At 37.4% G+C, this 26495-nt stretch carries 17 protein-coding genes; 16 read left to right on the top strand and 1 reads right to left on the bottom strand.

Going from position 1 to position 26495, the window contains the following annotated elements:
* The first annotated feature begins 424 nt into the window (after positions 1–424).
* From EO766_RS12525 to EO766_RS12570, 10 genes are all read left to right on the top strand, one after another.
* Positions 425–2824: a DISARM anti-phage system protein DrmE domain-containing protein gene (locus tag EO766_RS12525; RefSeq protein WP_143439516.1), complete on the top strand. Its 2400-nt coding sequence runs from the start codon at positions 425–427 to the stop codon at positions 2822–2824.
* Entirely contained in the window at positions 2817–6473 is a 3657-nt protein-coding gene (locus EO766_RS12530; protein WP_074420697.1) for a helicase-related protein, read from the top strand. Before EO766_RS12525 ends, EO766_RS12530 begins: the two co-directional genes overlap by 8 nt.
* Positions 6474–6475: 2 nt before the next feature.
* Entirely contained in the window at positions 6476–8524 is a 2049-nt protein-coding gene (drmB, locus tag EO766_RS12535; RefSeq protein WP_081298712.1) for an MrfA Zn-binding domain-containing protein, read from the top strand.
* A 657-nt stretch (positions 8525–9181) separates the two neighbouring features.
* Positions 9182–10756 carry a type I restriction-modification system subunit M gene (locus EO766_RS12540; protein WP_074419434.1) on the top strand — a complete coding sequence of 525 codons (1575 nt, stop codon included), beginning with the start codon at positions 9182–9184 and terminating at the stop codon, positions 10754–10756.
* A gap of 64 nt (positions 10757–10820) precedes the next feature.
* Positions 10821–11873, top strand: a complete 1053-nt coding sequence (locus EO766_RS12545) for a restriction endonuclease subunit S (RefSeq protein WP_218836738.1) — start codon at positions 10821–10823, stop codon at positions 11871–11873.
* Positions 11874–11877: 4 nt separating this feature from the next.
* A complete protein-coding gene (locus EO766_RS12550) occupies positions 11878–14247 on the top strand; it encodes an AAA family ATPase (protein ID WP_074420698.1) in 2370 nt (789 codons plus the stop codon).
* A 113-nt stretch (positions 14248–14360) separates the two neighbouring features.
* Positions 14361–15350, top strand: coding sequence for a virulence RhuM family protein (locus EO766_RS12555; protein ID WP_074419437.1), 990 nt, complete (start codon positions 14361–14363; stop codon positions 15348–15350).
* A complete protein-coding gene (locus EO766_RS12560; RefSeq protein WP_074419438.1) occupies positions 15347–18559 on the top strand; it encodes a type I restriction endonuclease subunit R in 3213 nt (1070 codons plus the stop codon). Before EO766_RS12555 ends, EO766_RS12560 begins: the two co-directional genes overlap by 4 nt.
* The gene (locus tag EO766_RS12565) at positions 18559–18936 is read left to right on the top strand and encodes a hypothetical protein (protein ID WP_074419439.1); all 378 of its coding nucleotides are present in this window, start codon (positions 18559–18561) and stop codon (positions 18934–18936) included. The genes EO766_RS12560 and EO766_RS12565 overlap by 1 nt, the downstream gene beginning before the upstream one ends.
* A 33-nt stretch (positions 18937–18969) precedes the next feature.
* Entirely contained in the window at positions 18970–19299 is a 330-nt protein-coding gene (locus EO766_RS12570; RefSeq protein WP_143439138.1) for a hypothetical protein, read from the top strand.
* Here the strand turns inward: EO766_RS12570 and EO766_RS12575 are convergent.
* Positions 19250–19702, bottom strand: coding sequence for a hypothetical protein (locus EO766_RS12575; protein ID WP_074420699.1), 453 nt, complete (start codon positions 19700–19702; stop codon positions 19250–19252). The two genes, EO766_RS12570 and EO766_RS12575, sit on opposite strands and share 50 nt — an antisense overlap.
* 95 nt (positions 19703–19797) lie before the next feature.
* Between EO766_RS12575 and EO766_RS12580 the strand changes: the two genes are divergently transcribed.
* The 6 genes from EO766_RS12580 to EO766_RS12605 all read left to right on the top strand — a co-directional run bounded on the left by EO766_RS12580 (position 19798) and on the right by EO766_RS12605 (position 26488).
* Complete coding sequence (locus tag EO766_RS12580; RefSeq protein ID WP_074419441.1) at positions 19798–20283, top strand: hypothetical protein; 486 nt, start codon at positions 19798–19800, stop codon at positions 20281–20283.
* A gap of 187 nt (positions 20284–20470) precedes the next feature.
* Positions 20471–21271, top strand: coding sequence for an HTH domain-containing protein (locus tag EO766_RS12585; RefSeq protein ID WP_074419442.1), 801 nt, complete (start codon positions 20471–20473; stop codon positions 21269–21271).
* A gap of 172 nt (positions 21272–21443) precedes the next feature.
* Entirely contained in the window at positions 21444–21854 is a 411-nt protein-coding gene (locus tag EO766_RS12590; protein WP_074419443.1) for a PH domain-containing protein, read from the top strand.
* Between the two features lie 33 nt (positions 21855–21887).
* Positions 21888–22100, top strand: coding sequence for a DNA methyltransferase (locus EO766_RS12595; RefSeq protein ID WP_074419444.1), 213 nt, complete (start codon positions 21888–21890; stop codon positions 22098–22100).
* A gap of 8 nt (positions 22101–22108) precedes the next feature.
* Positions 22109–23434: an ATP-binding protein gene (locus EO766_RS12600; RefSeq protein WP_074419445.1), complete on the top strand. Its 1326-nt coding sequence runs from the start codon at positions 22109–22111 to the stop codon at positions 23432–23434.
* Positions 23435–26488 (top strand): DEAD/DEAH box helicase, encoded by a 3054-nt coding sequence (locus tag EO766_RS12605; protein ID WP_218330640.1) that lies wholly within the window; start codon positions 23435–23437, stop codon positions 26486–26488.
* Positions 26489–26495: the final 7 nt, after the last annotated feature.

Below are 26495 nucleotides of genomic sequence, written 5' to 3' on the forward strand. Positions count from 1 at the left end.
GGCTTCAGTTCCAGCCGATGAATAACGCCGATCAATAGAATAAACAATGAACTTTTATTTTTAAATTTAACTGCGGTTACCGGCTGACGATTTTCAAACACCACCACATCGCCAAGCCGTGATCGTTGTATGTCACCCTAAACAGCATCCTACTTAAATTCAAAGTAACATGACTTTGCCAAGCTGCCCAACGCCATTTTTAGCACATTGCAAGGCTCACAAAGCCAAAACACAAAAGCCAACCTTGCAAAGAGCTAAAAATGCCAACGCACAGCCTAACCACCCCGGCTGACGAACATCTATTATCCTTTGTTCAATACATCAGCAATAAATTTTTGCCCGACAACTAACCCTATTTTGACAAAGCTTAATTATCAATACTACTTCTGCTTAAAATTACAATTAAAACCTAAATTAGCTACCAGTGCTACAAGCTCCAGAAAAATATCTCAATTCCGTACTCTCCAAATTTGAGACAGAAAAGGATATTTCCAGTTTGCATTTAAACTTTATAAACAACTGCAACAAAAACTTGCACTTCATCATAGACGAAAAAATGCTAAACCTTGAATTCATCCTTACCACATTATGCATTAAATTATGCGATACAAACAAAATTTTTGATTTTAAGCCTGGTCAAAGATTAGCACTCCTTAAAAATATCAAGTTAACATATAGTAAGTCTGCTCTTAAAGCTTTTCTTAGCCCTTACACAATTAGAAAAATTCATCCACAAATTGAACTCGATTCTCAACGTAAAGTTGAAAATCTAAATAAATACATACCAATTTCAAATTACAAAATTGAAAGGGCGGGAAATTTATTGAACAGAATTTCCTCATTTCAGAACATCTTTAAAGCCTGTAACCAAAGCGATTTCTACAACAATGAAAAATTATTGATAATTGGGAACCGTAATTTATTTCTTACAATCCCGAAGGAATATCCAGCTTGTTTCGTTTCTGAAAACGAAAATGGAAATACAGAGATTGAATACAACTCTCCAATTTTGCCTAAGATTGCAGTTTTAAAAAACATAAATCTTCTTGACAACTACCAACAACAAGAAATAAACGGAGAGCAAGTGACTTTCAGTACTTGCATTTTTGTTGGTAGTTCCAAGTTTGAGAACTCTATCAACATCATTCGCAACTATTACAATCAAAGACGATTTACTAAGGTCATTTTCATCGGTGAGAAAGATATCAAGATTGATTTAGGCAACAACCAGATTCCATTGAGATGGAAATGGACAATTCCCGAAATAAATTTCTTCAAAGGCGAAAGGAACATTCAGCACAGACCGATTGTAATTCACAACAACGAACTTGAAAAAGCCATCACAGAATTTTATCAGGCAATCAGAGAAATTGAAACCAAGCACACTGTCGGACTGAAATCAATTTATCGTTTCATAAGAAGATTGTATTACGACTGGAATCTGAAACAAGAAACAACATTTGCAAAACTCCAACTAATCCAACAAGAGTTTGATGTTGCATTGAAACAACTTCTGATTGAAACATTAGGAAACATTTTTCCTGACTTTGATTTTGACGAATATCAAAAACCTATTTCAGCAAAGTTTGCTGAAATCATCAAGGCAATCAGAAGCAACAACAAAACTGAAAAACTGAAATCGTATCAAACGCAAATTCATCAACTTGTTTTGCCTTCGTTTTTGTGCAACGCCAACAAAGCAGAGTTAAATGAGATTGCAAGGCAATCTCATCATCATGTCGGAGTGAAATCACTTCAAGACATTACCCAGTTGCAAAGTGCAGCATCACATCATTCAAGCAATCCGAACAGAACTTTTTATTCGCTGACTGCAAACGGAACGAAAACAGAAATTCTTTCTTATTCAAAGAGTGATGATTCAAATGAGGAACATCACAAAGTGATTTCTTCAATTTATGGGTGCGGAAAAGTTGATAGGCTGATTGAACGATTAGGCAAAGCCAAATCGGAATACAAACTTCTCCTTTACAGCATTGAAGAAAGGGCATTGAAGCACCACATTGAAACTTACATTTCAGATTTAAACAAGGAATACATTTCGCAAGACCGTTTTCAGATTAGCGGAGTTGAGTTCAGCGACAACTATTATCAGTTCTCAAGCTACGATGAGTTGATTGAAGCACTTGCTTCAACAAGACACGACCACCGAGAAACCGACAATTACCGAATCACTTTTAATGACAGCAGCAAAATGAAACTGCCGTCAACAAAAACAGTTCTGAAAATTCAAGGCAATGAAAAGTATCTTGTGTTAGTAGAAGATTTGAATATTGGCGACAAAGTTTTGATTTATGCAAACCCCGACAAAAAACTTTTGAGGGACATTATGGAGTTGAAGAATCCTGAACTGATGAAAAAGGCAGACGAGTATTCACTTCTTTGGCGGACTTGTTTGAATGATGTTTATCAAAACAACATAATGGCTGAACCGCTTTATCTGCAGTTAGTGAGAAATCATTTTTCTGTAAGCGAATACACTTTCAGAAAATATCTTGATGGTGAAGTAATGTTCCCAAGAAGTTTTTCTGACTTAATCATTATTGCCAAAACAATTAACGACCCACGGCTTTCATTTGACTTTTTGAAAAACACAATGAAACCAAAGATTGAAGAATACAGAGGGAAAGAAATTGAATACGGCTTCAAGTTCAGCAGTAGCATAAATCACTTCATTACTACAGGTGAAGCAGACGAATTTATTTCCGAGTGGCTGACAACAGCAGAGATTGAAAATATCGTTTCGCAAATACCAATGAAAACTATCAAAGACATTGAATTAATTACAACAAATAACGATGACTAATTACAGAGATTCATTCTATACAGAAATACAAAAAGGTTTAGTCGGAACTGGTTCTGACATTTTTGGAGTTCCCGACAGCGAAGAACTGATTTCTGATTATCCTTTGAACAGATACTATTCAGGAATTTTATTTCCGCAAAAGGATTTTCCAACTTCAACGGGCAATCCACTTTCAGAAGAAGATATTGAGAGCAGCAACAACCAATCAGAAACAGACGAGAATGATTATGACAATGCAGAAGAAAGGCAAGAGACAGGTGATGCCGAAGAAAAGGAAGAAGGCAACGAAGAAGACAATTCTCAAACTTCTGATACACAAGATTACCAGTTAATTCAAAACGCTTTCTTCCCTACCCACATAGGTTTTACCTTTTGCATTGAGCCGAAAAAATTTATCGGAGTGAATTTTTCATTTGGCATTTACGACCAGTTGGAACCACCTCAACCCGAAATAAAAATTGCCATTTCCAAAGAAGGTTTTGAAAGTTTCTTTGATGCTGAAATTGAAACACAACTTTCATTCAAAGACATTCTCACATACAACGATGGCTTCATGCAACTTTCAAGAAAGTTGAACGGCAGCCGAGGCGGTAGAGAAAAAAGAAGCGGAGAATATTTGGACTTTGACAAATTCAGGAACTACAAAAACATTGGAACCAAAGAAGTTTACAAGCACATTCATATTCTTGAAAAACTTTTGGGTAGAATTTGGAAACGAGAAGCGATTGAAATTCTCAACAAAGAAATTCCAGTTGCAAATACAAAAGAGCCGGTTGAAATATTTCACAAGGAATACGGCAGTCAAGTCCTTTCAGTTTGCTACATGGTTAAGACCTACGAATACAAAGGCAACAACTATGTGAAAATTCTTTTGCTGAATAATTCAAGCCACCCTTCAAATAAATACAGCAACTCAAATGAGAACTTGAATCGTAAGTGTTTGTTTCAAACGAATGTTTCAGTAGAAAACATTTCTCTCAAACCTTACAAGTCGCAATCAGAGTTGCATCCGTTTGACGAGGAGCAAAACGAAATCAATTTCATTTACCGAGACATCAAGAGTTACGGAGTTGGACACAACTGTTCAGTTCAATGGAATGATTCACCAACGCCAACAGTAATTCAAACTGCTTTCATGCCTGAAAGAATTGTTTATGGAATGAAGAATGATTTTTCCAAAGAAGATTTTCCGAATGACTTTGATGCTTTGAATAAATGTTTAGAAGTAAAACAGCTTTCACATTTCAATGACGACAAACAAGGAATCATAAAGAGTTTAAAACTTTTTGTTTCGCTTTACGAGAAATGGATTGCAACACAACAAACGAGTGCAAACAATTTTCAGGGAGAAGAAAAAAAGATTGCAAACAACCTTGTCAGCCGACAAGAAGCAAATCACAAACGGCTAATCCGAGGAATTGAAATTTTAGAAAAAGACGATAGCGAAAAAGCATTTCATTGTTTTCAGTTGGCGAACACTGCGATGTTTATTCAGATGATAATTAGCAACGACAGACGATTTGGAAATAAGGAACGCCACTTGACTGATGAAGTTGAAAAAGCAGAATACAGTTCGCTAAAGTTTTTTGAAGATTACAACGACTGGACTTTTATCAATCCCGACAAACCAGAGCCACCACGATACAGACCGTTTCAGTTGGCTTTTATGCTTTTGTGCATTGAAGGAATCATTGATGAAAATTCAGACGACAGAAACAAGATTGTTGATTTGATTTGGTTCCCAACAGGAGGCGGAAAGACAGAAGCATATTTGACGGCAACAGCGTTTACAATTCTTTGGAGACGATTGAGCAACAATGCAGAAACTTCAAAGGGAACAAGTATTCTGATGCGTTACACTTTGCGTTTGCTCACATCACAACAATTTGAAAGAGCATCACGATTAATTTTAGCATTGGAGTTTTTGAGAAGAAATTTTGAAAGTGAGTTGCACAAGGAAAAAATTTCAATCGGGCTTTGGGTTGGAGAAGGTGCATCACCAAACAGAACTGATGATGCAAACAAAATTGTGGAAGATGCCACAGGGAATTTTGAAAAGGCAGACCAGTACACAAGCCGATTGCAACTTACGGCTTGTCCCTGGTGCGGAACAAAGTTGGTTTCAAAAACCGCAACTGGTTGGACACACGGTTACGATTGTCAGGCAGGCACACAGGGATATTTTTATTTCAAGTGTGTGAATAACAAGTGTGCATTTCATGCAAGCAGATTGCCTATACAGGTAGTTGATGAAATGCTTTACAAGCAACCGCCAACTCTTTTGTTCGCCACGGTTGACAAGTTTGCAATTCTTGCTTCACAAAAAGAAGGCGAGACACATAAGTTTTTTAATTCGTTTTCAGATTCACTTCCACCTGACTTGATAATTCAAGACGAGTTGCACTTGATTAGTGGACCATTGGGTTCAATTGTTGGAATCTTTGAAAGTGTGATTGATTATTTGTGTAGCAAGGGAAATCGCAAACCGAAAATTATTTCTTCAACTGCAACAACACGAAACACTTCACATCAAATTAGCGACTTGTATGCAGGAAAACAAGTAAACATTTTTCCACCATCAGGAATTTCTTACAGCGACAGTTTCTTTGCGAAGGAAACAATCAGCAAGAGAAAATATGTTGGTTTTTTGCCAACAGGAAAAACGGGAATCAATACACAACTTTGGGTTCTTCCCTACTTGCTTTTCACACGAATAAAACTTTTCAATGAGAATGAATTGAAAGCGTTCAATCTTTATTGGACAATTGTTTCTTACTACAACTCATTGAAAGATGTAGGGAAGATTTACAACAAGACCAATGATGAAATTCAAATCAACACCAATGTTTTATTCTACCGACACTTCGGAAATAATTCTGCACTTCGTTATTTGATAAGAGACCTTGATAGTCGTTCACTTGAGCTTACAAGCCGAATTGAAAGCAACAACATCAAAGCGACTTTGAAAAGGTTGGAAGATGAATTCGCAACTGAAACTTCGGAGAAAGGAAATGAATATGTGAAAGATGGTTTGGATTTAGTTCTTGCATCAAACATGATTTCAGTTGGTATTGATGTGAGCAGATTGAATGTAATGTTGGTAAACGGAATGCCCAGAAACATAGCGGAATACATACAGGCGAGCAGTCGTGTAGGAAGAAAGCATGACGGAATTGTTTTCTCTTTGTTCAATCCAAATCAGGCAAGAGATAAATCCTACTTTGAAAATTTCAATTCGTTTCATCAGGCATATTACAAATTTGTTGAGCCGTTAAGTGTTACTCCTTTTACTGAAAATACAATTCGCAAAATGCTGACAACAATGTTTGTTGCCTTTATGCGAAACAGTGTTTCGGGCTTGACAAAAAATTCCGAAGCAAAACACTTTGAACCTGAAATGGCAGATGCTTTTAAAACTTACATCACAGGTAGATTCGGCAACAGCGATTACTTAAACACTTTGCTTGATGACTTAATTAAGAGTTGGGCAGCGAAGAAAAAGCGAATCAACAATCTGACTTACGCAACGCTTTTGAAAAAGACATCTACCGATGTGAACCCCTTTGAAGAAATTTGGCTGACTATGAATTCACTTCGTGATATCGACACAGAAACTTATTACCGCATAAACGATTTACAGACAAATTAACTATGGCAAATATTTTTAAGAAGGGAAAATCACAGCGAACAGTGAAACGCTTCATACATACACAGACACGAAAGGCAGTTACTGCTACATCAGGAGTTCAGGCAATAATTGAAAGTCCAGTTGGTGCTTACAAAGTGATGGACATAAATCAGTGGTGGTTTTTTAATGCAAACAATCAAAGCAATTATTTACTGACAGATGATGATGGCAATTACATTTTTGAAATCAAAGAACCTCGTTTACTGAATCGTTTAAGGGGCACAGGAATTTTTCAAAACCTTCAAAGAATAATTCAAGTTCCGCCAAATGCACAGAACGAGGACAACCGTTTAATGCCAGCGAAGGAAAATCAGATTGGAAGAGCAGAATATTTTCCGACATGGTTTTTTTGTGAGACATGCGAAAGGTTTAAAACAATTGGTGAATGGTGGAATGGTTGGCAAGATGTTTTAAAAAACGATGAGGGAATAAATGACCCTGACAGAATCAGAGATAGATTTGTTTACGATACAAAACTTTCAGGCAGACCGAATTGCTATTGTTGTTACAAAGACAATTTGCTTACAGGGACTCCGAAAAGAAAATATCACAAGTTGGAGCAAGTCCGTTTTGTTTTCGTTTCGCCTGACGGAGAGATTAGAGATATTGACTGGACGAAATGGATTACAGCTCAAAGAATAGGAGCCAATAACACCGATGAAGAATCAGAAGGACTTGAAAGCGGCAGATACCTTTTAGGACAAGATACTTGCTGTGATAATGTTTCACTTCAATACATTCGTTCAACAAAACTTTCTGACTTAGCAGGTATCACAATTCAATGTGAGAGTTGCAACCGAAAGAAAACACTTGCAGGTTTCTTCAATCTTCGCAGAAGAAAGGGAACCATTACAGACAGTCAGCAAAAAACTTATACAGTTTTTTTCAAACCGTTAATCAGAACGAGCAACAGTATTTATTATCCAATCGTAATGAACAGTTTGTTCATCCCACAACCTGAAATAAAACTTACTCACGACCAGAAAGCCACAATTAGATTACTGAGCACAACAGGAAACTCACCCGAACAAATTGCAGCAGTTACCAAGATTGCATTGAAAGACATTCAGCAGGTTTTAGGCGAAGGAGTTTATTTAACTGAAACTGAGTTTCGCAAAAACGAATATCACTATCTGCTGAATGAATATCAGTATTTGTTGAAAACTGGAAACTTCACATCAGATGAAAAGGATTTGATTCTTGAAGACATTCCTTTGAACGATACTCTAAAGAATTTTGGCTTTGAGAAAATCATAAAAATCAAACGGCTAAAATTGACATCTGTTCAAACTGGCTACACAAGGTTAAGCCCTATGGACAGAGATACTTTTTCTAATAGCAGAGACAAGTTTATTCGCTTTGACAACAAAGACATTCCGTTGAAAGCAAAGTTCACAGTCAACAAACCAAACGAGACGGAGTATTTAACAGGAGTAGAAAATTTCGGAGAAGGAATTTTTATCAAGTGGAACGATGAAAGAATGAAATCTTTTGTGGATGACTTGATGAAGAATGAAAAAGCTAAATCTGAAATTCTCACTCTTTATCAGCGAATGAATCAAAACGAAATGATAAGCAAGGATAAGTTCACGAATACAATTCACTTGGCAAAGTTTCTTCTCATTCACAGCTTCTCTCACTTAATCATTAAGGAGTTGGAATTTCTTTGCGGCTATCCTTCTTCTTCTGTATCGGAAAGAATTTATTGCGACAGCGATGCAATGAACGGACTTTTGATTTACACCATTGCAGGAAGTGAAGGAAGTTTTGGCGGACTGATTAAGCAAGCCGACAGCGAAAACTTTCCCAAGATTCTTTCTTCAGCCTTATTGAGAGCCAGAGATTGCAGCAGCGACCCGATTTGCTATGAAAGCGATGGACAAGGAGTTGGAGGACTTAATTACGCAGCTTGTTATTCGTGTTTGCTGATAAGCGAAACTTCATGCGAAGAATTCAATTCGTTTCTTGACAGGAGAATTTTGATTGACAAAAACTATGGGTTCTTCAAGTAGCCAGTACACCAAGTCAGGCACATTTGCAAGGCACACAAAGCCGACACACAAAAGCCAACCTTGCAAAAGAGTCTGCCTTGTTCCCACGCTTCTGGGACACACCCTACTTCGGTGGACACAGTCTTTCAATTCAAGTCATCAAGACGAAGGGCGAACATACAACATGGGTATTGCCAAAATGCAGGCTGACGGAAACCGTGTTTCAACTGTTGTAATTCTGTTGGGCTGCATATCCAGCTTGACCTTATCTATTTAGCTATGTGCATATCATCATCTTTTTTATCTTTACGCAGCAGCGGTCAGCCGGGGCGGACGGAATAAAAGACGACACAGCAACGACCAAGCAGACGACAATAAACATAAATTGAAACGCTAATTTTGACAGGTGACCAACATACAGACCATATTTCAAACGGACAGCAACTGAGCCGACACTCATTGCCTACCCTTCTGTATTTTTTATTTTCCCCACCGCACATTTTTTTAATTCAATTTTATTGCCACCGCACAAATGGCACATTTGGTTTTGCCCGACACAAAAGCCAACGCTTCGCAAAACCAAAAGAGCCATTTTTTTGCCAACGCACTTATGACGACAATGCAACGATAAAACTTAACTTAGCAGACATTAAAAATTTTAAATATTGACACCATAAAATGGCGAAACAGAAGAAAGAAACAAAAGAAAAACCAATTGAACTGACCCTTTGGGAAGCAGCTAACAAGCTGCGTGGTGGTGTGGATGCTGCCGAATATAAACACGTTGTTTTAGGGCTAATTTTCTTAAAGTTTGCCAGCGACAAATTTGAGGAACACAGAGAAAAACTGATTGCCGAAGGCAAAGAGAAGTATCTGGAAATGGAAGCCTTTTATGCGAAGGACAATGTGTTTTTCTTAGAAGAAGATTCACGGTGGAGCACCATCATCAAAAAGAAAAATCAAGCCGGTGCAGGTTTACCGCTTTTGATTGACACCGCCTTGCACCTCATTGAAAAAGACAACAAGGCTTTGAAAGGTGCATTGCCCGACAATTACTATTCTCGTTTGGGCTTGGACACCTCCAAACTTTCTTCACTTATTGACGAAATCAACAAGGTAAATACACTCAAAGACAAAGAGCAGGATATTATCGGACGGGTGTATGAATATTTCCTTGGCAAGTTTGCCATTGCCGAAGGCAAGGGGAAAGGAGAATTCTACACGCCAAAGACCATCGTAAAACTGATTGCCGAAATGATAGAACCCTACAAGGGAATTATCTATGACCCTGCTTGTGGTAGTGGTGGAATGTTTGTGCAAAGTATCAAGTTTATTGAGAGCCACCACGGAAATAAAAAAGAAGTTTCCATTTACGGACAGGAGTCTTCGCCTACCACGTTTAAACTGGCAAAGATGAATCTTGCCATTCGGGGAATTTCGGCAAACCTTGGTGAGAAACACGCTGACACATTTCTGAATGACCAACACAAAGACCTGAAAGCCGATTTTATAATGGCGAATCCACCCTTTAACCAAAAAGACTGGCGGGCAGAAAATGAATTGTTAGACGACCCACGTTGGAGAGGTTTTGATGTGCCACCCAAAAGCAACGCCAACTATGGCTGGATTTTGAATATGGTGAGCAAGCTCAGCGAAAACGGAGTGGCTGGTTTCATATTGGCGAATGGTGCATTGAGTGGAAATGGTGAAGAATATAAAATCCGCAGAAAGCTGATTGAAAATAATTTGGTGGAAGCCATTGTGATTATTCCACGAGATACGTTTTACACCACCGACATCAGCGTTACGCTTTGGATTATCAATAAAAACAAGAAAGCCCGAAGCGTAGAAGTAAACGGCAAAATGAAAAACTACCGAGACCGTGAGCAGGAAATCTTATTTATGGATTTGAGGCGTTGGGGTGTGGAGTTTGAAAAGCAGTTTATTGAACTGACGGATGATGAAATAGCAAGAGTTGCCGAGAATTACCACAACTGGCAACAAACCGACTGGCAAAATACCTATAAAAACGTTCCTGAATTTTGCTACTCAGCCAACTTTGAGCAGATTAAAGCCAACGACTTTTCTTTGGTGCCGAGCAAATACATTGAGTTTGTTGACCGTGACAGCGGCATTGACTTCAACACCGAAATGAAACGCATCCAAAAGGATTTTGCAGTACTGCTGAAAGAAGAAAAAGCATCACAGGAGCAATTGATAAACGCTTTTAAGGTATTGGGATATGAGCTTTAAAAGAATTGGCAATTATATACGGCTTGTGAATAATCGAAACAAGGATTTGATTACAACAAATCTTATGGGCATAAACATTTACAAGAATTTTATGCCTTCAGTTGCCAATGCATCAGGACTTGATTTGTCTAAATACAAACTTATACAAAAAGGTCAGTTTGCCACAAACTTAATGCACGTTAATAGAGATGAAATTTTACCAGTTGCATTGTTTGTTAATGAAGAACCTGCAATTGTTTCACCTGCATACATCACATTTGAAGTAATTGACAAAAACAAATTGTTACCCGAATATTTGATGATGCAATTTCAACGTCCTGAATTTGACAGAAGGGCTTGGACTTATTGCGATTCGAGTGTCAGAGGTGGTTTAGATTGGGAACGCCTTTGCGATATTGAAATCCCCATTCCCGACATTGACGAGCAACGCAAGTATGTGGCATTGTATCAAGGTTTACTCAATAACCAAAAAGCCTACGAAAGCAGCTTAGCAGATTTGCAGTTGATATGTGATACTTACATTGAAAACCTGATTAAAACCGAAAAGCCTAAAGTGCTTGGTGAATATATTGAGCAATCGGATGAAAGGAATAATGATTTGCAGATTGATAATCTCATTGGAATAAGTGTGAACAAGGTTTTTATGGAAACCAAATCTAATAAAGATCAACTTGATTTATCGAATTATAAAATTGTTCGTCCACGAGAGTTCGGTTATGTTTCAGTTACTTCAAGAAACGGAGAGAAAATTTCAATTGCAATTTTAGACGGAGAAGCAGGTCTTGTTTCCAGCACTTACACAGTTTTCAGAGTAAAAGATACTTCTGTTCTATTGCCCGAATATCTTTTCTTGTTTTTCAAACGGTCAGAATTTGACCGATACGCAAGATTTCATTCTTGGGGCAGTGCAAGAGAAACCTTTGATTGGGCTGATATGTGCAATGTAAAATTGCCTATTCCCGACATCAAAGTGCAGGAAGCCATCGTAACCATTTACCACACACTGGAAACTCGCAAACGAATCAATGAGCAATTGAAAAATACCATCAAACCGCTTTGCCCTGTGTTGATGCGGGGTGTGGTGGAGAGGATGGAAAAGCAAACCATTGAAAATTAGACGTATGATAAAGAGAATAATAAGTATAAACAATGTTGGCAGTTTCAGAGAATTTGATAATGGTGGCTCAATTCAATTTGAGAAACTCACTTTTATATACGGGCTTAACACAAGAGGTAAATCAACTTTAACAGACATACTCACTTCACTCAAAGATAATGACCCGTCATTTATAACAACACGAAAATCAATACCTAATGTTCCTTCAAATCAAGGTGTTCGAATATCAGTCAGGCCACATCAATCAACTAATGAAGTGCCATGTATTTTTTCAAATACTTCATGGACACAGGTACATTCAAATGATTACCTACATATTTTTGGTTCAGACTTTATTCACAAAAATTTATTTACAGGACTTTCCATTGAACGACAGAATAAAGAAAATTTCACAAGATTTATTCTTGGACAACAAGGAGTTCAACTTGCAACCCAAATCGCAGAAGATAAAAGAGTATTAAGACAGAAAAAAAGCAACCTTCCAAATTTGCTTCCATTGTATTTAAGAGGAAAGCAAGAACAAGAGTATGCACCATTTTTGACTACAGACCCAAACTCGATAAATATCGAAGATAAAAGGCAACAATTATCTCAATTAGAACAAAGATTAAGGCAAGAACAGCAGAGACTTCAGAGACCTACAGAAATATTATCAATTGAAGATTTTTCCCAGTTTATTGTTCCCACAAATAATATCCAAGATTTAACTAACCAAACAAATGTTCTATTAGAGAGTGAGTTTAACGAGATTAGTTCTGCTGCAATTGCGAAACTTCAAGAGCATATTGAAAATAATTTTGAAATAACTGAAAACGCCACGCAATGGATTAAAGAGGGTTTAGACACTCGAAAAAATGATTCTAATAATTGCTCATTCTGTGGTCAATCTTTAGAAAACGCCACTGATTTACTTAATGCTTACCACTCATATTTTAATGAAGCATACCGAGAGTATATTTCCGATATTGAAAATAAAGTTGAAAACTTAAGAAGACAGTGGGGAGCACTTAACTACAATTCATTAAATTTGGTCATAGCAAAGCAGGCTTTATTGTTACAATATACTCAGTTAATAAATACAGAGGATTTCACTGCATTAGTTACTCGTTTAAATGAGTTAATAGATTCAGCAAACGAAACAGGTCTTAATGACCTTACAAGTCACTATTCTCAACAGGTAATTCAAGCTTTTAACATCAAAGAAAGAAAACCACATGAACCTGTTCAATCAATTGATTTTACTGGCTTATTAGAAAGTCATGTTAGCTACCAAAGTAATTTATCAGCGATTGCGGAAACCATTGAAAGTATAAGAGAGGCAATTCAATTATTTAAAGAGCCATATCGTGACTTATCCCAGATAAGAACAAAAATTTCTGAACTTCAAACAGAAATTGAGATTAAAAAAAGAGCAATTGCAAGAGTTGAGCAAAATGATGCTTGTGTTTCTTATCAAGCGGAGCAACGAGAAATCACTGTTATTGAGACAAGAATAATTGCTAATGAACAGGCTTTATCTGCCAATCAGAATCAATATCTTGACAGATTCTATACTCGAATTGATTATCATTTTAAGCAGTTTGGCAGTCAAAACTTCACCCTAGAAAGAGGTACAGACAATAGAGGTCATCAACCAGTATATTTTCTAAAAGTAAAATTCAAGAATGTAGAAATTAATGACTCTAATATTACCAAGGTATTTAGTGAGTCAGATAAGCGTGCCTTGGCACTTTCATTATTTTGGGCAAGATTGGATTTTCTTTCACCAGATGAAAAACAAAGAGCAATAATCGTATTGGATGACCCAGTTACAAGCTTTGATGATAATCGCATTTTAAAATCCATTAATAGAATCAAAGAAACCCTGCGCAGTGTAAGTCAAATTGTTGTACTAACTCATTATTCACACTTTATCAGAAATTTTCTTGAAAGGGCAATGAATGATGATTTCCCTATTTCTTTTATAGAGATTGCTCAAAACGATTCGACAAGTTTTTTAAGAAGAATTGAAAGTAAAACCTTCACCGAAACGACCTATGAAAGAGTTGTTTCAAAAATATATCGATTTATAAATAGGGAAAGTGAAGAAGATATAAGGACATATCTAAGGACTTTTTTGGAAAGCCAATATTTCCCACATTTTTATATAGGAAAATTGATAGAGTTTGAGCAAAATGGAATTACCTGTTCAAACCTTAGCGATAAGATAGATCAAATATTTTCAGATAAAGATGTAGTAAGAGCAAAATTTCATGAATTCCGAACTACATTAAATGGTGATAATCACATTTTCACAAGTAGCAATGAAGAAGACATCAGGAGTTTTGCAAGAGAAATGATGGATTATTTATATAATTTTTCCCATGACGTTTAGACAATGAAATTCACAGAAGAAAAATTAGAAAAGGCAAATACAATGGTTAATGATAAATGGTTAATGGTTAAAGAAATCAAACATTTATCATTAATAATTAACCATAAACAATTATGAACAGCGAAATCATCATATACCAAAACCAGGAAGGCAACATCAAAATAGATGTGCGGCTGGAAGAAGAAACCGTTTGGCTAACCCAAGACCAAATGGCAACCTTGTTTGGTAAGGCAAAATCTACCATCAACGAGCACATTAAAAACATTTATGAGGAAAACGAGCTGGTAGAAACCACTACAATGAAGAAATTCGGAATTTCCGAATTTCAGCAAAAAGCCCCGTTTTACTACAATCTGGATGTCATTATTTCCGTTGGCTATCGGGTAAAATCGCCCCAGGGTACACAGTTTCGCATTTGGGCTACCCAACGGTTGAAAGAATACATTATTAAAGGTTTTACCCTGAATGACGACCGCTTTAAGAGCGGCAATACGATGAATTATTTCAACGAACTGCAGGAACGCATTCGGGAAATACGCCTTTCGGAACGCTTTTTTTATCAGAAAATCAAAGACATCTACACCACCAGCATTGATTACGACCCAAAAGATGAAAAGACCATTGAGTTTTTTAAAGTGGTGCAAAACAAACTCCTGTGGGCCATCAGCCAGCAAACAGCAGCCGAGTTGGTATATCGTAGGGCAGACGCTACCCTGCCGTTGATGGGTATGCAGTCGTATGATAAAAAAGGAACCGTTTCTATAAAAAAAACTGACGTAAGCATTGCTAAAAACTACCTGAACGAAGATGAAATAAAACTCCTTGGGCTTTTAGTGGAACAATACCTTGCCTTTGCTGAAACCATGGCACAGCAACGCATCCCTATGTATATGAAAGATTGGATTGAGCGTTTGGATACTATTCTGCAACTAAACGGCAGGGAATTATTGACCCATGCCGGAAAAATAAGCCACGAAATGGCATTGGAAAAATCGGGTGAAGAATTTGAAAAATACCAACTTGTACAAAAGGCGTTAGAGAAAGAGCAAAGCCTGAAAGAACTGGAAGAAGACATAAAAAAATTGAAGAAGCCTAAAAAATGAGATTTACCGAAGAAAAATTAGAAAAGGCGTTTACCGAGTTGTTGGGGCAAGAAGGATTTCCCCACCATTTGGGCATTACCATTGCCCGAAAGCCCGATGAAGTATTGATTGAGGACGATTTGAGAAATTTTCTTTTAATGCAATATGCACCGCAGGGTATTACACTCAATGAAACCAATTCAATTATTCTTCAACTCAAATCGCTTCCATCATCAGACCTATACGAAAGCAACAAAACCTTTTTGAGAATGCTTGCGGACGGTTTTATTCTGAAACGAGAAGACCGCAACCAAAAAGACATTTACATTCAGCTTCTCAATTATGCAGGGCTCAACAAACACCGCCAACCCAACGAAGACGAAGTAATTTCCATAGCAGCCGAACCCGAAGAACAATATCCAGCAGATACGAATATTTACAAGTTTGTGAATCAGTTGGAAATCATTGGCAATGAAAAACGAATCCCTGACGGCATTATTTACATCAATGGTTTGCCTTTGGTGGTATTTGAGTTCAAAAGTGCCATTCGGGAAGAAGCCACCATTTATGATGCTTTCAAACAATTAACGGTTCGTTACCGCAGAGATATTCCCGAATTTTTCAAATACAATGCTTTTTGTGTAATCAGTGATGGCGTAAACAACAAAGCAGGTTCGTTCTTTGCCCCTTACGAATTTTTCTATGCCTGGCGTAGAGTGGCGGGGCTAGCCAAGGACGTTGACGGCATAGATTCAATGTTTACGCTGGTTCAGGGAATGTTCAATAAAAACCGTTTGCGTGACATTATTCGCAACTTCATTTACATACCCGACAACAGCAAAAAGGAAGAAAAAATCGTTTGCCGTTATCCGCAGTATTACGCTGCAAGAGCTTTGTATGAAAACATCAAAAAAGCCCAAAAACCCGAAGGAGACGGAAAAGGCGGAACTTATTTTGGTGCCACAGGTTGCGGAAAGAGTTTCACGATGCTTTACCTGACAAGGTTATTGATGAAAAGTGAATACTTTGAAAGTCCCACTATAGTTTTGATTACCGACCGAACAGATTTAGACGACCAATTGTCGACACAGTTCATCAATGCCAAAGGATTTATTGGCGACAACACCGTGGAAAGTGTGGAAAGCCGAGCCGACCTGAGAGCCAAACTACAAGGCAGACAAAGCGGTGGCGTTTTCCTGACCACCATTCACAAGTTTACAGAAGATACCCAACTGCTTACCGAAAGGGAAAATGTGATTTGCATTTCGGACGAAGCACACAGAAGTCAGGTAAACCTTGACCAAAAAATAAAAGTAACCGAAAGCGGAGTTAAGAAATCTTTTGGCTTTGCCAAATACCTGCACGATTCGTTACCCAACGCAACCTATGTAGGTTTTACAGGAACACCTATTGATGCAACGCTTGATGTGTTTGGTAAAGTAGTAGATGCCTACACCATGACAGAATCGGTGAAGGATGAAATCACCGTAAGGATTGTGTATGAAGGCAGAGCCGCAAAAGTAGCTTTGAAAAACGGTGAACTGGAAAAGATTGAGCAATACTATGAAGAAGCAGCCGAGTTGGGAGCCAACGAATATCAGATTGACAAAAGCAAACAGGAAACGGCAAATATGTATGCCATACTTGGCGACCCTGACCGCTTGAAAGAAGTTGCCAGTGACTTTGTAACCCATTACGAAAACAGAATTTCAGAGGGTGCCACCGTAAAAGGAAAAGCAATGTTTGTGAGCAGCAGCCGTGAAATTGCGTATGAACTTTACAAAAACATCATTGCCCTTAGACCAGAATGGAACGAAATAAGAGAAGCGGAAGAAGGTGCAGAATTAACCGACAAAGACAAGCGGGAACTTAAGCCGATTGAACGCATTAAGTTAGTAATGACAAGAGGCAAAGACGACCCAAAAGAACTTTGGGATTTATTGGGCACTTCTGATGACCGAAAAGAACTTGACCGACAATTCAAGAATCCGAAATCCAATTTCAAAATCGCCATTGTGGTGGATATGTGGCTCACAGGTTTTGATGTTCCGTTCTTAGATAGCATTTACATTGACAAGCCGATCCAGCAACATAATTTAATTCAGACTATTTCACGGGTAAACCGCAAGTTTGAAGGCAAGAACAAAGGTTTGGTGGTGGACTACATTGGTATCAAAAAACAAATGAATCTTGCCCTTGCCAAATACAACAAAGGCGATGAAGATAATTTTGAAGACATTGACCAATCGTTGGTAGTGGTAAAAGACCACTTGGATTTATTGGCTAAACTGATGCACAAGTTTGACAATACAAAGTATTTCAAAGGCAGCACCATAGAGCAACTCAACACCTTAAATATGGCTGCGGAGTTTGTGCAGCAAACCAAAGAAATGGAAACCCGATTTATGGGCTTGGTGAAGCGACTGAAAGCCGCTTATGATATTTGTGCAGGAAGCGAAAAACTGACCCAAACCGAAAGAGATTACACCCATTTCTATTTGGCAGTTCGTTCCATTGTTTTCAAGTTGACCAAAGGCAATGCCCCTGACACAGCACAGATGAACGTAAGAGTAAGGGAAATGATAAAAGATGCTTTGCAAAGTGATGGAGTAGAAGAAATTTTCAAACTTGGAGAAGAAGGAGAAAGCGAACAAGACATTTTTGATGAAGACTATTTGGCTAAGATTGATAAAATCCAACTGCCGAACACGAAAATCAAATTGCTTCAACAGCTACTTGCTAAAGTTATTGGAGAAATCAGAAAAGTAAACAAAGTAAAAGGCATTGACTTCACCAAGAAAATGCAAGCCATCGTTGAACGCTACAACAACCGTGACGCAAACGACATTTTGAGAAGCGAAGTATATGAGGAAATGGCAGAAGCCTTGACAAACCTTATTTGGGACGTTCACAAAGAATTTAAAACAGGTGACGAATTAGGAATTGACTTTGAAGAAAAAGCCTTTTACGACATATTAAAAGAGCTTTGCAAAAAATACGACTTCACCTACCCTGACGACAAACTCATTGACTTATCCAAAGCCGTAAAACTCATTGTTGACAGCCAAGCCAAATTCCCTGACTGGAATAAACGTGACGACATAAAATCAGCCTTGAAAGTGGAGTTGATTTTGATTTTAGATGAGTTCGGCTATCCACCAGTGGAGAGAGATGAAGTGTATGTAGAGATATTTGAGCAAGCAGAAAACTTTAAGAAAAACAGACAGTAATGAACCCACGCAGCAGTCACACACATTGCCAAGTCGCACCAGCCGACCCGCAAGCCAAAACTTGGCAAAGAGTGTGCCTGCCCCACCCTGAAAAAATTGAATTAAAAAAATTTCCCGACCCTTCTGAAAATAAAAAATACGCAAACGCACAGAACAACGACAGACAAAAATCAGTTTCTAAACAGACACCAAAACCATTGACAGCAAAGCGTTTCAACTACTCGGTGGACAGAAGGCCAGCTTGTAACATGGGTTTTGCAAAATGGCGGCTGACGTGCTTCTATGACAGTTTTGTGCAAGGCTCAACATTCGGAATTCTAATAAACATTAGTGCTAAAAATCCGCCACTTCGCAAAGCTCAGAACCGTTGGCAGTAACCTTTCGGCAAATTCCATACAAACATTTCTTTTATGACACAACCAAAGCGAGAACGCTTCTTTGCACGAATGCTCTTTAAGTATCACGGCGACAACAAACGTGAAATTTGCTACATCTACAATCGTCAGGACCTTGACGACTTGCTGAACATTAAGCGGCAAGAGTGGGACAACTCTCAATTCATTTCTGTTGGCGACATCGTAACCCTTGAGGGACATAAATGCAAAGTGGTTAACATCAATTTCAAACTGGAAGAGCATCTGTATGAAATGGGGCACGGCTACGGCATCAACATGCTTTCGCCATCTGACCCTACTGACTACAACTGCCAGATTGGAGTTTTTGTTGAAAGGCTGGACTGACCAAAATTTCAGCAAGTTCACCTTCGGCTTTTGTCGCCGACCAATGTTCTTTGACAATTTCCCACAAGTGAGTAGTTAGCCGCTCTGGACTAATCTTGCGTTGTGGGACTTCTTTGAAAAACACGAAATCATGCAGTTCTTCCAGAGTGTACGTTTGGTGCAGAACTTTGGCTGCATCAAGAATTTTTAAACTGACATCCACATACTTTTGGTTAACGGTGGGCGACAAAGGACGCAGTTTCTTTAGTTTTTCAATCATTTCCGTTGACATGACTAAGGCTACTGCCAACATGGGTTTGGAGTCATAGCGGCTTGACAGAATAATTATCAGCAGCATATGGCTACTGGGCAGTTGTTCCATCAGACGAAACGCAGGTCGGCTTTTTTTTAAAACATTAAACATTTGTATTTCTATTTAACTTCAGTTCCGGGCAGGACATTATAAAATCCCCACCTGCAGCAATACCTGAACGTTATTTGCAACTAAATCTATTCAATATGAAATATTTATATTTAGCTTTTTTTATTTTTTTTATAAGTTGTAAAGACGGCAAACTTACCTTTAAGGACATAAACAATACTTGTGATAATGTGGATTATATATGGACAAAAAGAAGTATGCCAATAGATATTTCAATTGGGGGAAATAACATGGAAATTCAAGAGACAGAATTCAAAAATAAAAAAACGGCTGACAGTTTAATAAACCAAATGAAAGTCGTACCTAAAGAAGTAGTATTAACAAATACATCATCATCGAAGAGCAAAACTTTTACAGTAAAAATTACTACTTTGACAAATGACGACACTACTTCAAATACATTATTATATACATTATTTCCAGGTGAACAAAGAAAGATAGGTTGTACTCATTTTGGATATATATTACTTGACAACCATGATCTTAATAACTCTACCAGATCATCAGGAGTTCAGATTGGACAGAAAAAATTTGAAATCGTTGCAGAGTTTATAAAAAAATAGCTGCAAATAACAAGAGCATTTGCGTTAATGCGGTTAGACGACAATTCAAGTGATGAACATTTTATCTTTACTGGACTAAACAATTAATTCAACAAAATAATTTCAAATACCGCATTAACGCAAATGCGTGAACGTTAGCGGTCAGTTTAGGACGACACTTAACAACAAAATTCAATAGACAGAAAATATGGCTGAATTAAAATGGAAAGAAGCAATTAAAAAAGTGTTGAATGAAGAAAAGAAACAACTTCACTACACAGAAATTGCTGAACTTATTGCTGAAAGAGGTTACAGAAAATCATTGGGAGCAACACCGCAAGACACGGTAAGTGCAAACCTTACAACTGACATTAACACAAAGAAAGAGAAATCAATCTTTGCAAAAACAGCCAAAGGTTATTACATCTTACGCAAGTTTTTAAATCAACCTGACGACAATGACATTGACGACAGCGAACCTGAAATTGTAAACGACAAAATTGTAACTAAAGACAGCCATAAAATCATAAATGCTTTTGGAATTTACTGGAACAGAAATCTTGTTTATTGGAAATCACAACCAGACTTATTGGGCATTCAACAAATCGGTGCGACCGAAGTAAACTTTAAAGACCAAATTGGTATTTATTTATTGCATGACAGCAGGGAAACAGTTTATGTTGGCCAAGCAATTGAACAGTCTCTTGGCAAAAGACTAAAAGACCACACGACAGACAGACTTGCTGGACGCTGGGACAGGTTTAGTTGGTTCGGTTTTTATCCAGTGACAGAGGACGCAAAACTAAATTTAGGTGTAAAATTCAAAGACTTTACAATTCAAAATTTGGGCGACATTTTAGAGGCAATTCTTATTGAAAGCATTGAACCACGACAAAATAGAAAACAAGGAAATTCATTTGTCGGTCTTGAATATTTACAACTTGAAGCACCTGAAATTAAAAAGAAATTGAAACAACAAATCATTCAAGAATTGACAGACAAATTATAAAACCGAACGGCTAACGGGTTTTGCGTCAGGCGGGCTGACGTGCAAACTTGGAGCTTTGTGCTTCGATTAAACTTTAGTAATAAATTGAAACTTTGTGCCCGGAAACCCGCCCGAACGCAAAGCCCTAAACCGTTGTCTGCAAGCATTTTTCAACACTCTAAAATTTCAAATAATGACATACAAAACATCGTTAGACAATTTAGCAAAAGGAGTCACAATTGGAGTAACTCTATTATTTGCATTTATAATTTTTGGGCAATACTCAATATTCAAAGACACAGGTAGAGCAATTCCAATTTACACGACTGCTGCATTACTATTGATATATTTTATTGCATTCGCATTTAGACCAATTGACTATAAACTTTCGACTGACCAATTGATTATTCATAGACTTTTATCAGACGTTAAAATTGACAGAAACCAAATTAAAAGTGTAGAGTATTTAGACAAAGAAAAAATTGGTTGGGCTGTTAGGACATTTGGAGTTGGTGGACTATTTGGGTATTTTGGGAAATTTGCAAATACGAAAATTGGTAGTATGACTTGGTATGCAAAGAAGAAACAAAACTGTTTTGATTAAGACAATAGATAAAAAAAATAATTTTGACACCTGATGAGCCAGAAAATTTTGTTGCAAATTTCAACTCATAGATATGCCAGTGAAGGCTCCCCATTTCTTGGCTCAGGAACGACAGCAGTTGCAGCCTCGTTAAACGGAAGAAAATATTTGGGAATTGAATTGAAGAAAGAATATTTTACCGAAGCGAAAAAAAATGTAAATGAAGTTAAAAAAGTTGTATCTGATAAATTAAAAAAGAAAATTTAATCAACAGAATGCCCGAACAACAAAATATAGAATATAAACAAAGTTGGCATGATGACTACCTGAAATGGGTTTGTGGTTTTGCCAATGCACAAGGTGGTGCAATAGTCATTGGTAAAGATGATAATGGCAAAGTAGTCGGCATTAGTGATTACAAAAAACTGATGGATGAAATACCTAACAAGGCAAAAGACCTGATGGGGATTTTACTTGATATAAATCTGCATGAAGAAAAAGGTTTGTACTACCTTGAAATAATTACGCAGCCTTATGCAGTACCCATTTCTTTGCGTGGCAGGTATTACTACCGCAGCGGAAGCACCAAACAAGAATTGATTGGTGCAGCACTTACCGATTATTTACTTCGTAAAAGTGGTAAGACATGGGATGAAGTTGCGGAGCCAACAGCCACACTTGATGACATTGATGATGCCAGTTTAAAATCATACATAGCAGCTTCACTTCATGCTGGAAGGATTTCAGATGTGGAGGGATTAAGCAAAGCAGATTTGATTGCCAAGCTCCGCCTGACAGATGATAATGGTAACATTAAAAGGGCAGCCATTGTTTTGTTTGGAAAGAACCCGGCAAAATTTTTCAATAATTGCGTTGTAAAAATTGGCCGCTTCGGTAAAGACAGCAGCGACCTGAGATTCCAGGAGACAGTTGAAGGCAATATTGTTTATTTACTAAAAGAAGTGCTGGAGCAATTAAACCGGAAGTTTCTAACCCGTGCTATTTCGTTTGAAGGCATACAAAGAATTGAGAAAGGTGAATATCCTATCGCAGCACTCCGTGAAATGTTGCTCAATGCATTAGTGCATAGAAATTACTTAGGTTCATCTGTTGTGCAGATGCGTATGTTCGACAACCACTTTAATATCTGGAATGAAGGCGAATTGCCTGCCGGTATCAGTTTGGATTCCCTCAAACGGCAGCATCCATCAAGGCCAAGAAATTTATTAATCGCCGATGTATGTTTTAAGGGCGGCTACATTGATGCTTGGAGAAGCGGAACATTAAAGATTATCAGTACCTGCAAAGAAGCAGGATTACCTGACCCTGAAATTATTGAACAGGATGGCGGCATATTGGTAACCCTCTTTAAAAATAAATACAGTAAATACCAGCTACAAATATTAGGATTGAATGAGCGACAGGTAAAAGCGATATTGTATGTTGTTGAACACGGCAGTATTACCAATTCAAAATATCAGGAAATAAATGCAGTTGCTAAGACACTGGCTACTGAAGAATTGAAGGACTTGATTGGTAAAGAGCTAATAAAACAAACCGGTTCAAAAGGAAGGGGAAGCAAGTATGAGTTAAAAGAATAATTGGCCGCTAATTGGCCGTATTGGCCGCTAATTGGCCGGGAATTGGCCGGTTTTTTAAGGGAAACAGCAATGAATGAGAACTCCGCAAATCAGATACAATTATTTAAATCGGTCTTCAGGGGCCGGGAGGATGTATTTGCCATTCGATGGGAAAAAGCTGATAAAAGCGGCTATATGCCTGCATATCATTTCGACCCCTACAGATACCGGGCTCACAAAATGAAGGGCGGGACTTTTCAAAACTATACAGATAAAACATACCTAAGACTTACTGATGATGAAATTGCCAAACATTTAAAAGGAGAGCAATATATCGGAATCTATCCGTTACTGCCTGATAATACTTCATGGTTTCTTGCAGCAGACTTTGATGAGGACAATTGGGTTCATGATTCAAGAAAATTTCTCAAAGTATGTAACGAAAAAGGAATACCTGCATATTTGGAACGTTCTCGTTCAGGCAAAGGCGGACATGTATGGATTTTTTTTGAACATCCCTACCCTGCAATCAGGAGCAGGAAGATTTTCATTTCCATTCTTGAACAATCGGGAGCATTCTCAATATTTGACAAGGGTTCAAGTTTTGACCGTTTATTTCCCAATCAGGATTTTCATTCTAGGAAAGGCTTAGGAAATTTAATTGCATTGCCGCTATTCAAAAAAACATTGGAACAAGGAAATAGTTGTTTTATTGATGCAGAAACTTTACAACCAATAAAAGAACAGTTTGAATTCCTGAAAAACATCAAGAGGGTTTCCATTTCAGAATTAAACAAACATTATCAATCAGTTTCAACGCTCACTATTTCCACTCCACCAAAAGCAAGCAATGGAAAATTAATCATTACATTATGTAACGAAGCAAGAATCAGTCGTGAAGGAATGATAACTCCATTAATAAATTTTCTGAAAGAAGAATTAAATTTTGCAAGTACAGAGTTTATCATCAAAAAGAAAATAGGCAAGAGTACTTTCGGCACAGAACGTTATTTCAAATTTGTGGAAGAAGCGGAAACCGAAGTTATAGTTCCAAGAGGTTTCATAGGAAAATTAATTCGCTACTGCAGAGAGAATAAAATTGAACATGATTTCATTGATGACAGAAAAAAGCATAAATCAATACCGTATTTATTCAATGCCCAGCTAAGAGACCATCAGCAAACAGTTGTAGAATCAATTACTAAGAAAGATTTAGGGGTAATTGTAGCTCCACCCGGTTCTGGAAAAACAATTGTTGCATTAAAAATAATTTCGGATAAACAGCAACCTGCTTTAATCATCGTTCACAGGAAACAATTGGTTGAGCAATGGATAGAAAGGATTGAAACTTTTCTTGGGATTCCCAAAACCGAAATAGGAAAAATAGGGCAAGGAAAAAGTAAGATTGGAAATAAAATCACAGTTGCTACAATTCAAAGTTTAACAAAGGAAATTGAAAAGAGGAATAGTGAGGTTCTGAAAAACAATTTTGGAACTATAGTCATTGATGAATGTCATCACATTCCGGCAGAAACATTCAGAAATACAGTAGCGAAACTTAAAACATTTTATCTCTACGGGTTAACCGCAACGCCATTCAGAAAATACAATGACGGCAAACTTATTTTCATTTATTTAGGAGAAGTTATTACTGAAATAAAATCCAGTGAAATCAGCAATTCACAGCAAGCCAAAATTATCATTAGAAATTCTGAACTTGATATTCCTTTCAACTCCAAAACAGACCCGTTTGAAACTCTTTCCAAAATTCTAATTCACGATTCAGCAAGAAACAAGTTAATTCTGAATGATGTAAATGCTGAATTGAAAAAAGGCAAAAGAGCTGTGATAATCACTGAAAGAAAGGAACACATTGATTCTCTAAACCAGTATTTGAAACAATCTTATGAGACGATAACATTGAGTGGTGATGATTCAGAAGCCAACAGAAATTCTAAATGGAAAATGCTGAAAGGCGGTAATTACCAAGTTCTCATTACTACAGGACAATTCTTTGGTGAAGGAACTGACTTACAAAACGCCAACTGTTTGTTTCTTGTATATCCGTTTTCATTTGAGGGAAAGTTGATTCAATACATTGGCAGAGTTCAACGTTCAGAAGTCACGCCGGCTATTTATGATTACCGTGATATTAAAATTGACTATTTGAACAAACTATTTCTAAAACGAAACACTTTTTACAGGAAGATTGATAGACAGGCAACATTATTTGATGAACCAAAAGAAGAAGTTAAACACTCAAATATCATTACCATTGATAAAGAAATAAAAATCCTGATTGGAGAACTTGAATTTCGTTATTGCAGTGTTTTGTTCAAACATATAATTCCCGAATTGAAAACCGAACTTGAATTTGAAATTGAGAATCTTGAAATAAGACCGGAGTTTGAAGTTTTGAAACCCTACTTTGCAAAAGCACTTAAATCAAAGAATGTGAAGATTCAAATTTGTGCAGAGTTTGATGACGGCAAACTGGTTTCTCAATTGGCAACATCAAATGATATTGACAAAATAAATCGAGAGGTGATTGAAGGTGTGAAATTCAGTTTCGTTTCAAAAAATATTATTGGAAAACCATTGCAGCAATCAGAGAACCTTTTAGACATCAATCAAATACAGGGGCAGAACAGCAATTCGCTTTACAGTTCAGGCGAAGAATTGCTTGAAAATATATTGAAGAAAGAAAATTACAAGCATTATAGGCAGTTGCAGTTCTTAGCACAACGACACGATAGAAGCACTTTGAAAATTCGTTTTGTATTAAGTCCATTTTCGTTTGTATTTCTATTGTCAGGAAAAGAACAGTTTCACATTGTTTTGGAGACATTGGACACGGAAGAAGCAACTTACTTGTGGCATTTTCCTAAAGACAAACCGACACTTAAAATGAAATTGAAAGAAATTGACGACCAATTAAGCATCATCAGAAATAAAGGCAGACAGGTTTTCCTTGAAAGGCAACCGACTGGTTTCCATCGGATAATGCATGATTATTCTGACAATAAAAAGGGATTCGCAATCTGGAAAGACTTACTGGAAGAACAAATTGTTTGACCCTACA

Source organism: Hydrotalea sp. AMD (assembly GCF_004100315.1).
Taxonomy (GTDB): domain Bacteria; phylum Bacteroidota; class Bacteroidia; order Chitinophagales; family Chitinophagaceae; genus Hydrotalea; species Hydrotalea flava.

Bases quoted from the DNA above. Each gene is read 5' to 3' on its own strand.
- EO766_RS12530 (WP_074420697.1), top strand. From the start codon at position 2,817: ATGACTAATTACAGAGATTCATTCTATACAGAAATACAAAAAGGTTTA.
- drmB (WP_081298712.1), top strand. From the start codon at position 6,476: ATGGCAAATATTTTTAAGAAGGGAAAATCACAGCGAACAGTGAAACGC.
- EO766_RS12540 (WP_074419434.1), top strand. From the start codon at position 9,182: ATGGCGAAACAGAAGAAAGAAACAAAAGAAAAACCAATTGAACTGACC.
- EO766_RS12545 (WP_218836738.1), top strand. From the start codon at position 10,821: ATGGGCATAAACATTTACAAGAATTTTATGCCTTCAGTTGCCAATGCA.
- EO766_RS12550 (WP_074420698.1), top strand. From the start codon at position 11,878: ATGATAAAGAGAATAATAAGTATAAACAATGTTGGCAGTTTCAGAGAA.
- EO766_RS12555 (WP_074419437.1), top strand. From the start codon at position 14,361: ATGAACAGCGAAATCATCATATACCAAAACCAGGAAGGCAACATCAAA.
- EO766_RS12560 (WP_074419438.1), top strand. From the start codon at position 15,347: ATGAGATTTACCGAAGAAAAATTAGAAAAGGCGTTTACCGAGTTGTTG.
- EO766_RS12565 (WP_074419439.1), top strand. From the start codon at position 18,559: ATGAACCCACGCAGCAGTCACACACATTGCCAAGTCGCACCAGCCGAC.
- EO766_RS12570 (WP_143439138.1), top strand. From the start codon at position 18,970: ATGACACAACCAAAGCGAGAACGCTTCTTTGCACGAATGCTCTTTAAG.
- EO766_RS12575 (WP_074420699.1), bottom strand. From the start codon at position 19,702: ATGTTTAATGTTTTAAAAAAAAGCCGACCTGCGTTTCGTCTGATGGAA.
- EO766_RS12580 (WP_074419441.1), top strand. From the start codon at position 19,798: ATGAAATATTTATATTTAGCTTTTTTTATTTTTTTTATAAGTTGTAAA.
- EO766_RS12585 (WP_074419442.1), top strand. From the start codon at position 20,471: ATGGCTGAATTAAAATGGAAAGAAGCAATTAAAAAAGTGTTGAATGAA.
- EO766_RS12590 (WP_074419443.1), top strand. From the start codon at position 21,444: ATGACATACAAAACATCGTTAGACAATTTAGCAAAAGGAGTCACAATT.
- EO766_RS12595 (WP_074419444.1), top strand. From the start codon at position 21,888: ATGAGCCAGAAAATTTTGTTGCAAATTTCAACTCATAGATATGCCAGT.
- EO766_RS12600 (WP_074419445.1), top strand. From the start codon at position 22,109: ATGCCCGAACAACAAAATATAGAATATAAACAAAGTTGGCATGATGAC.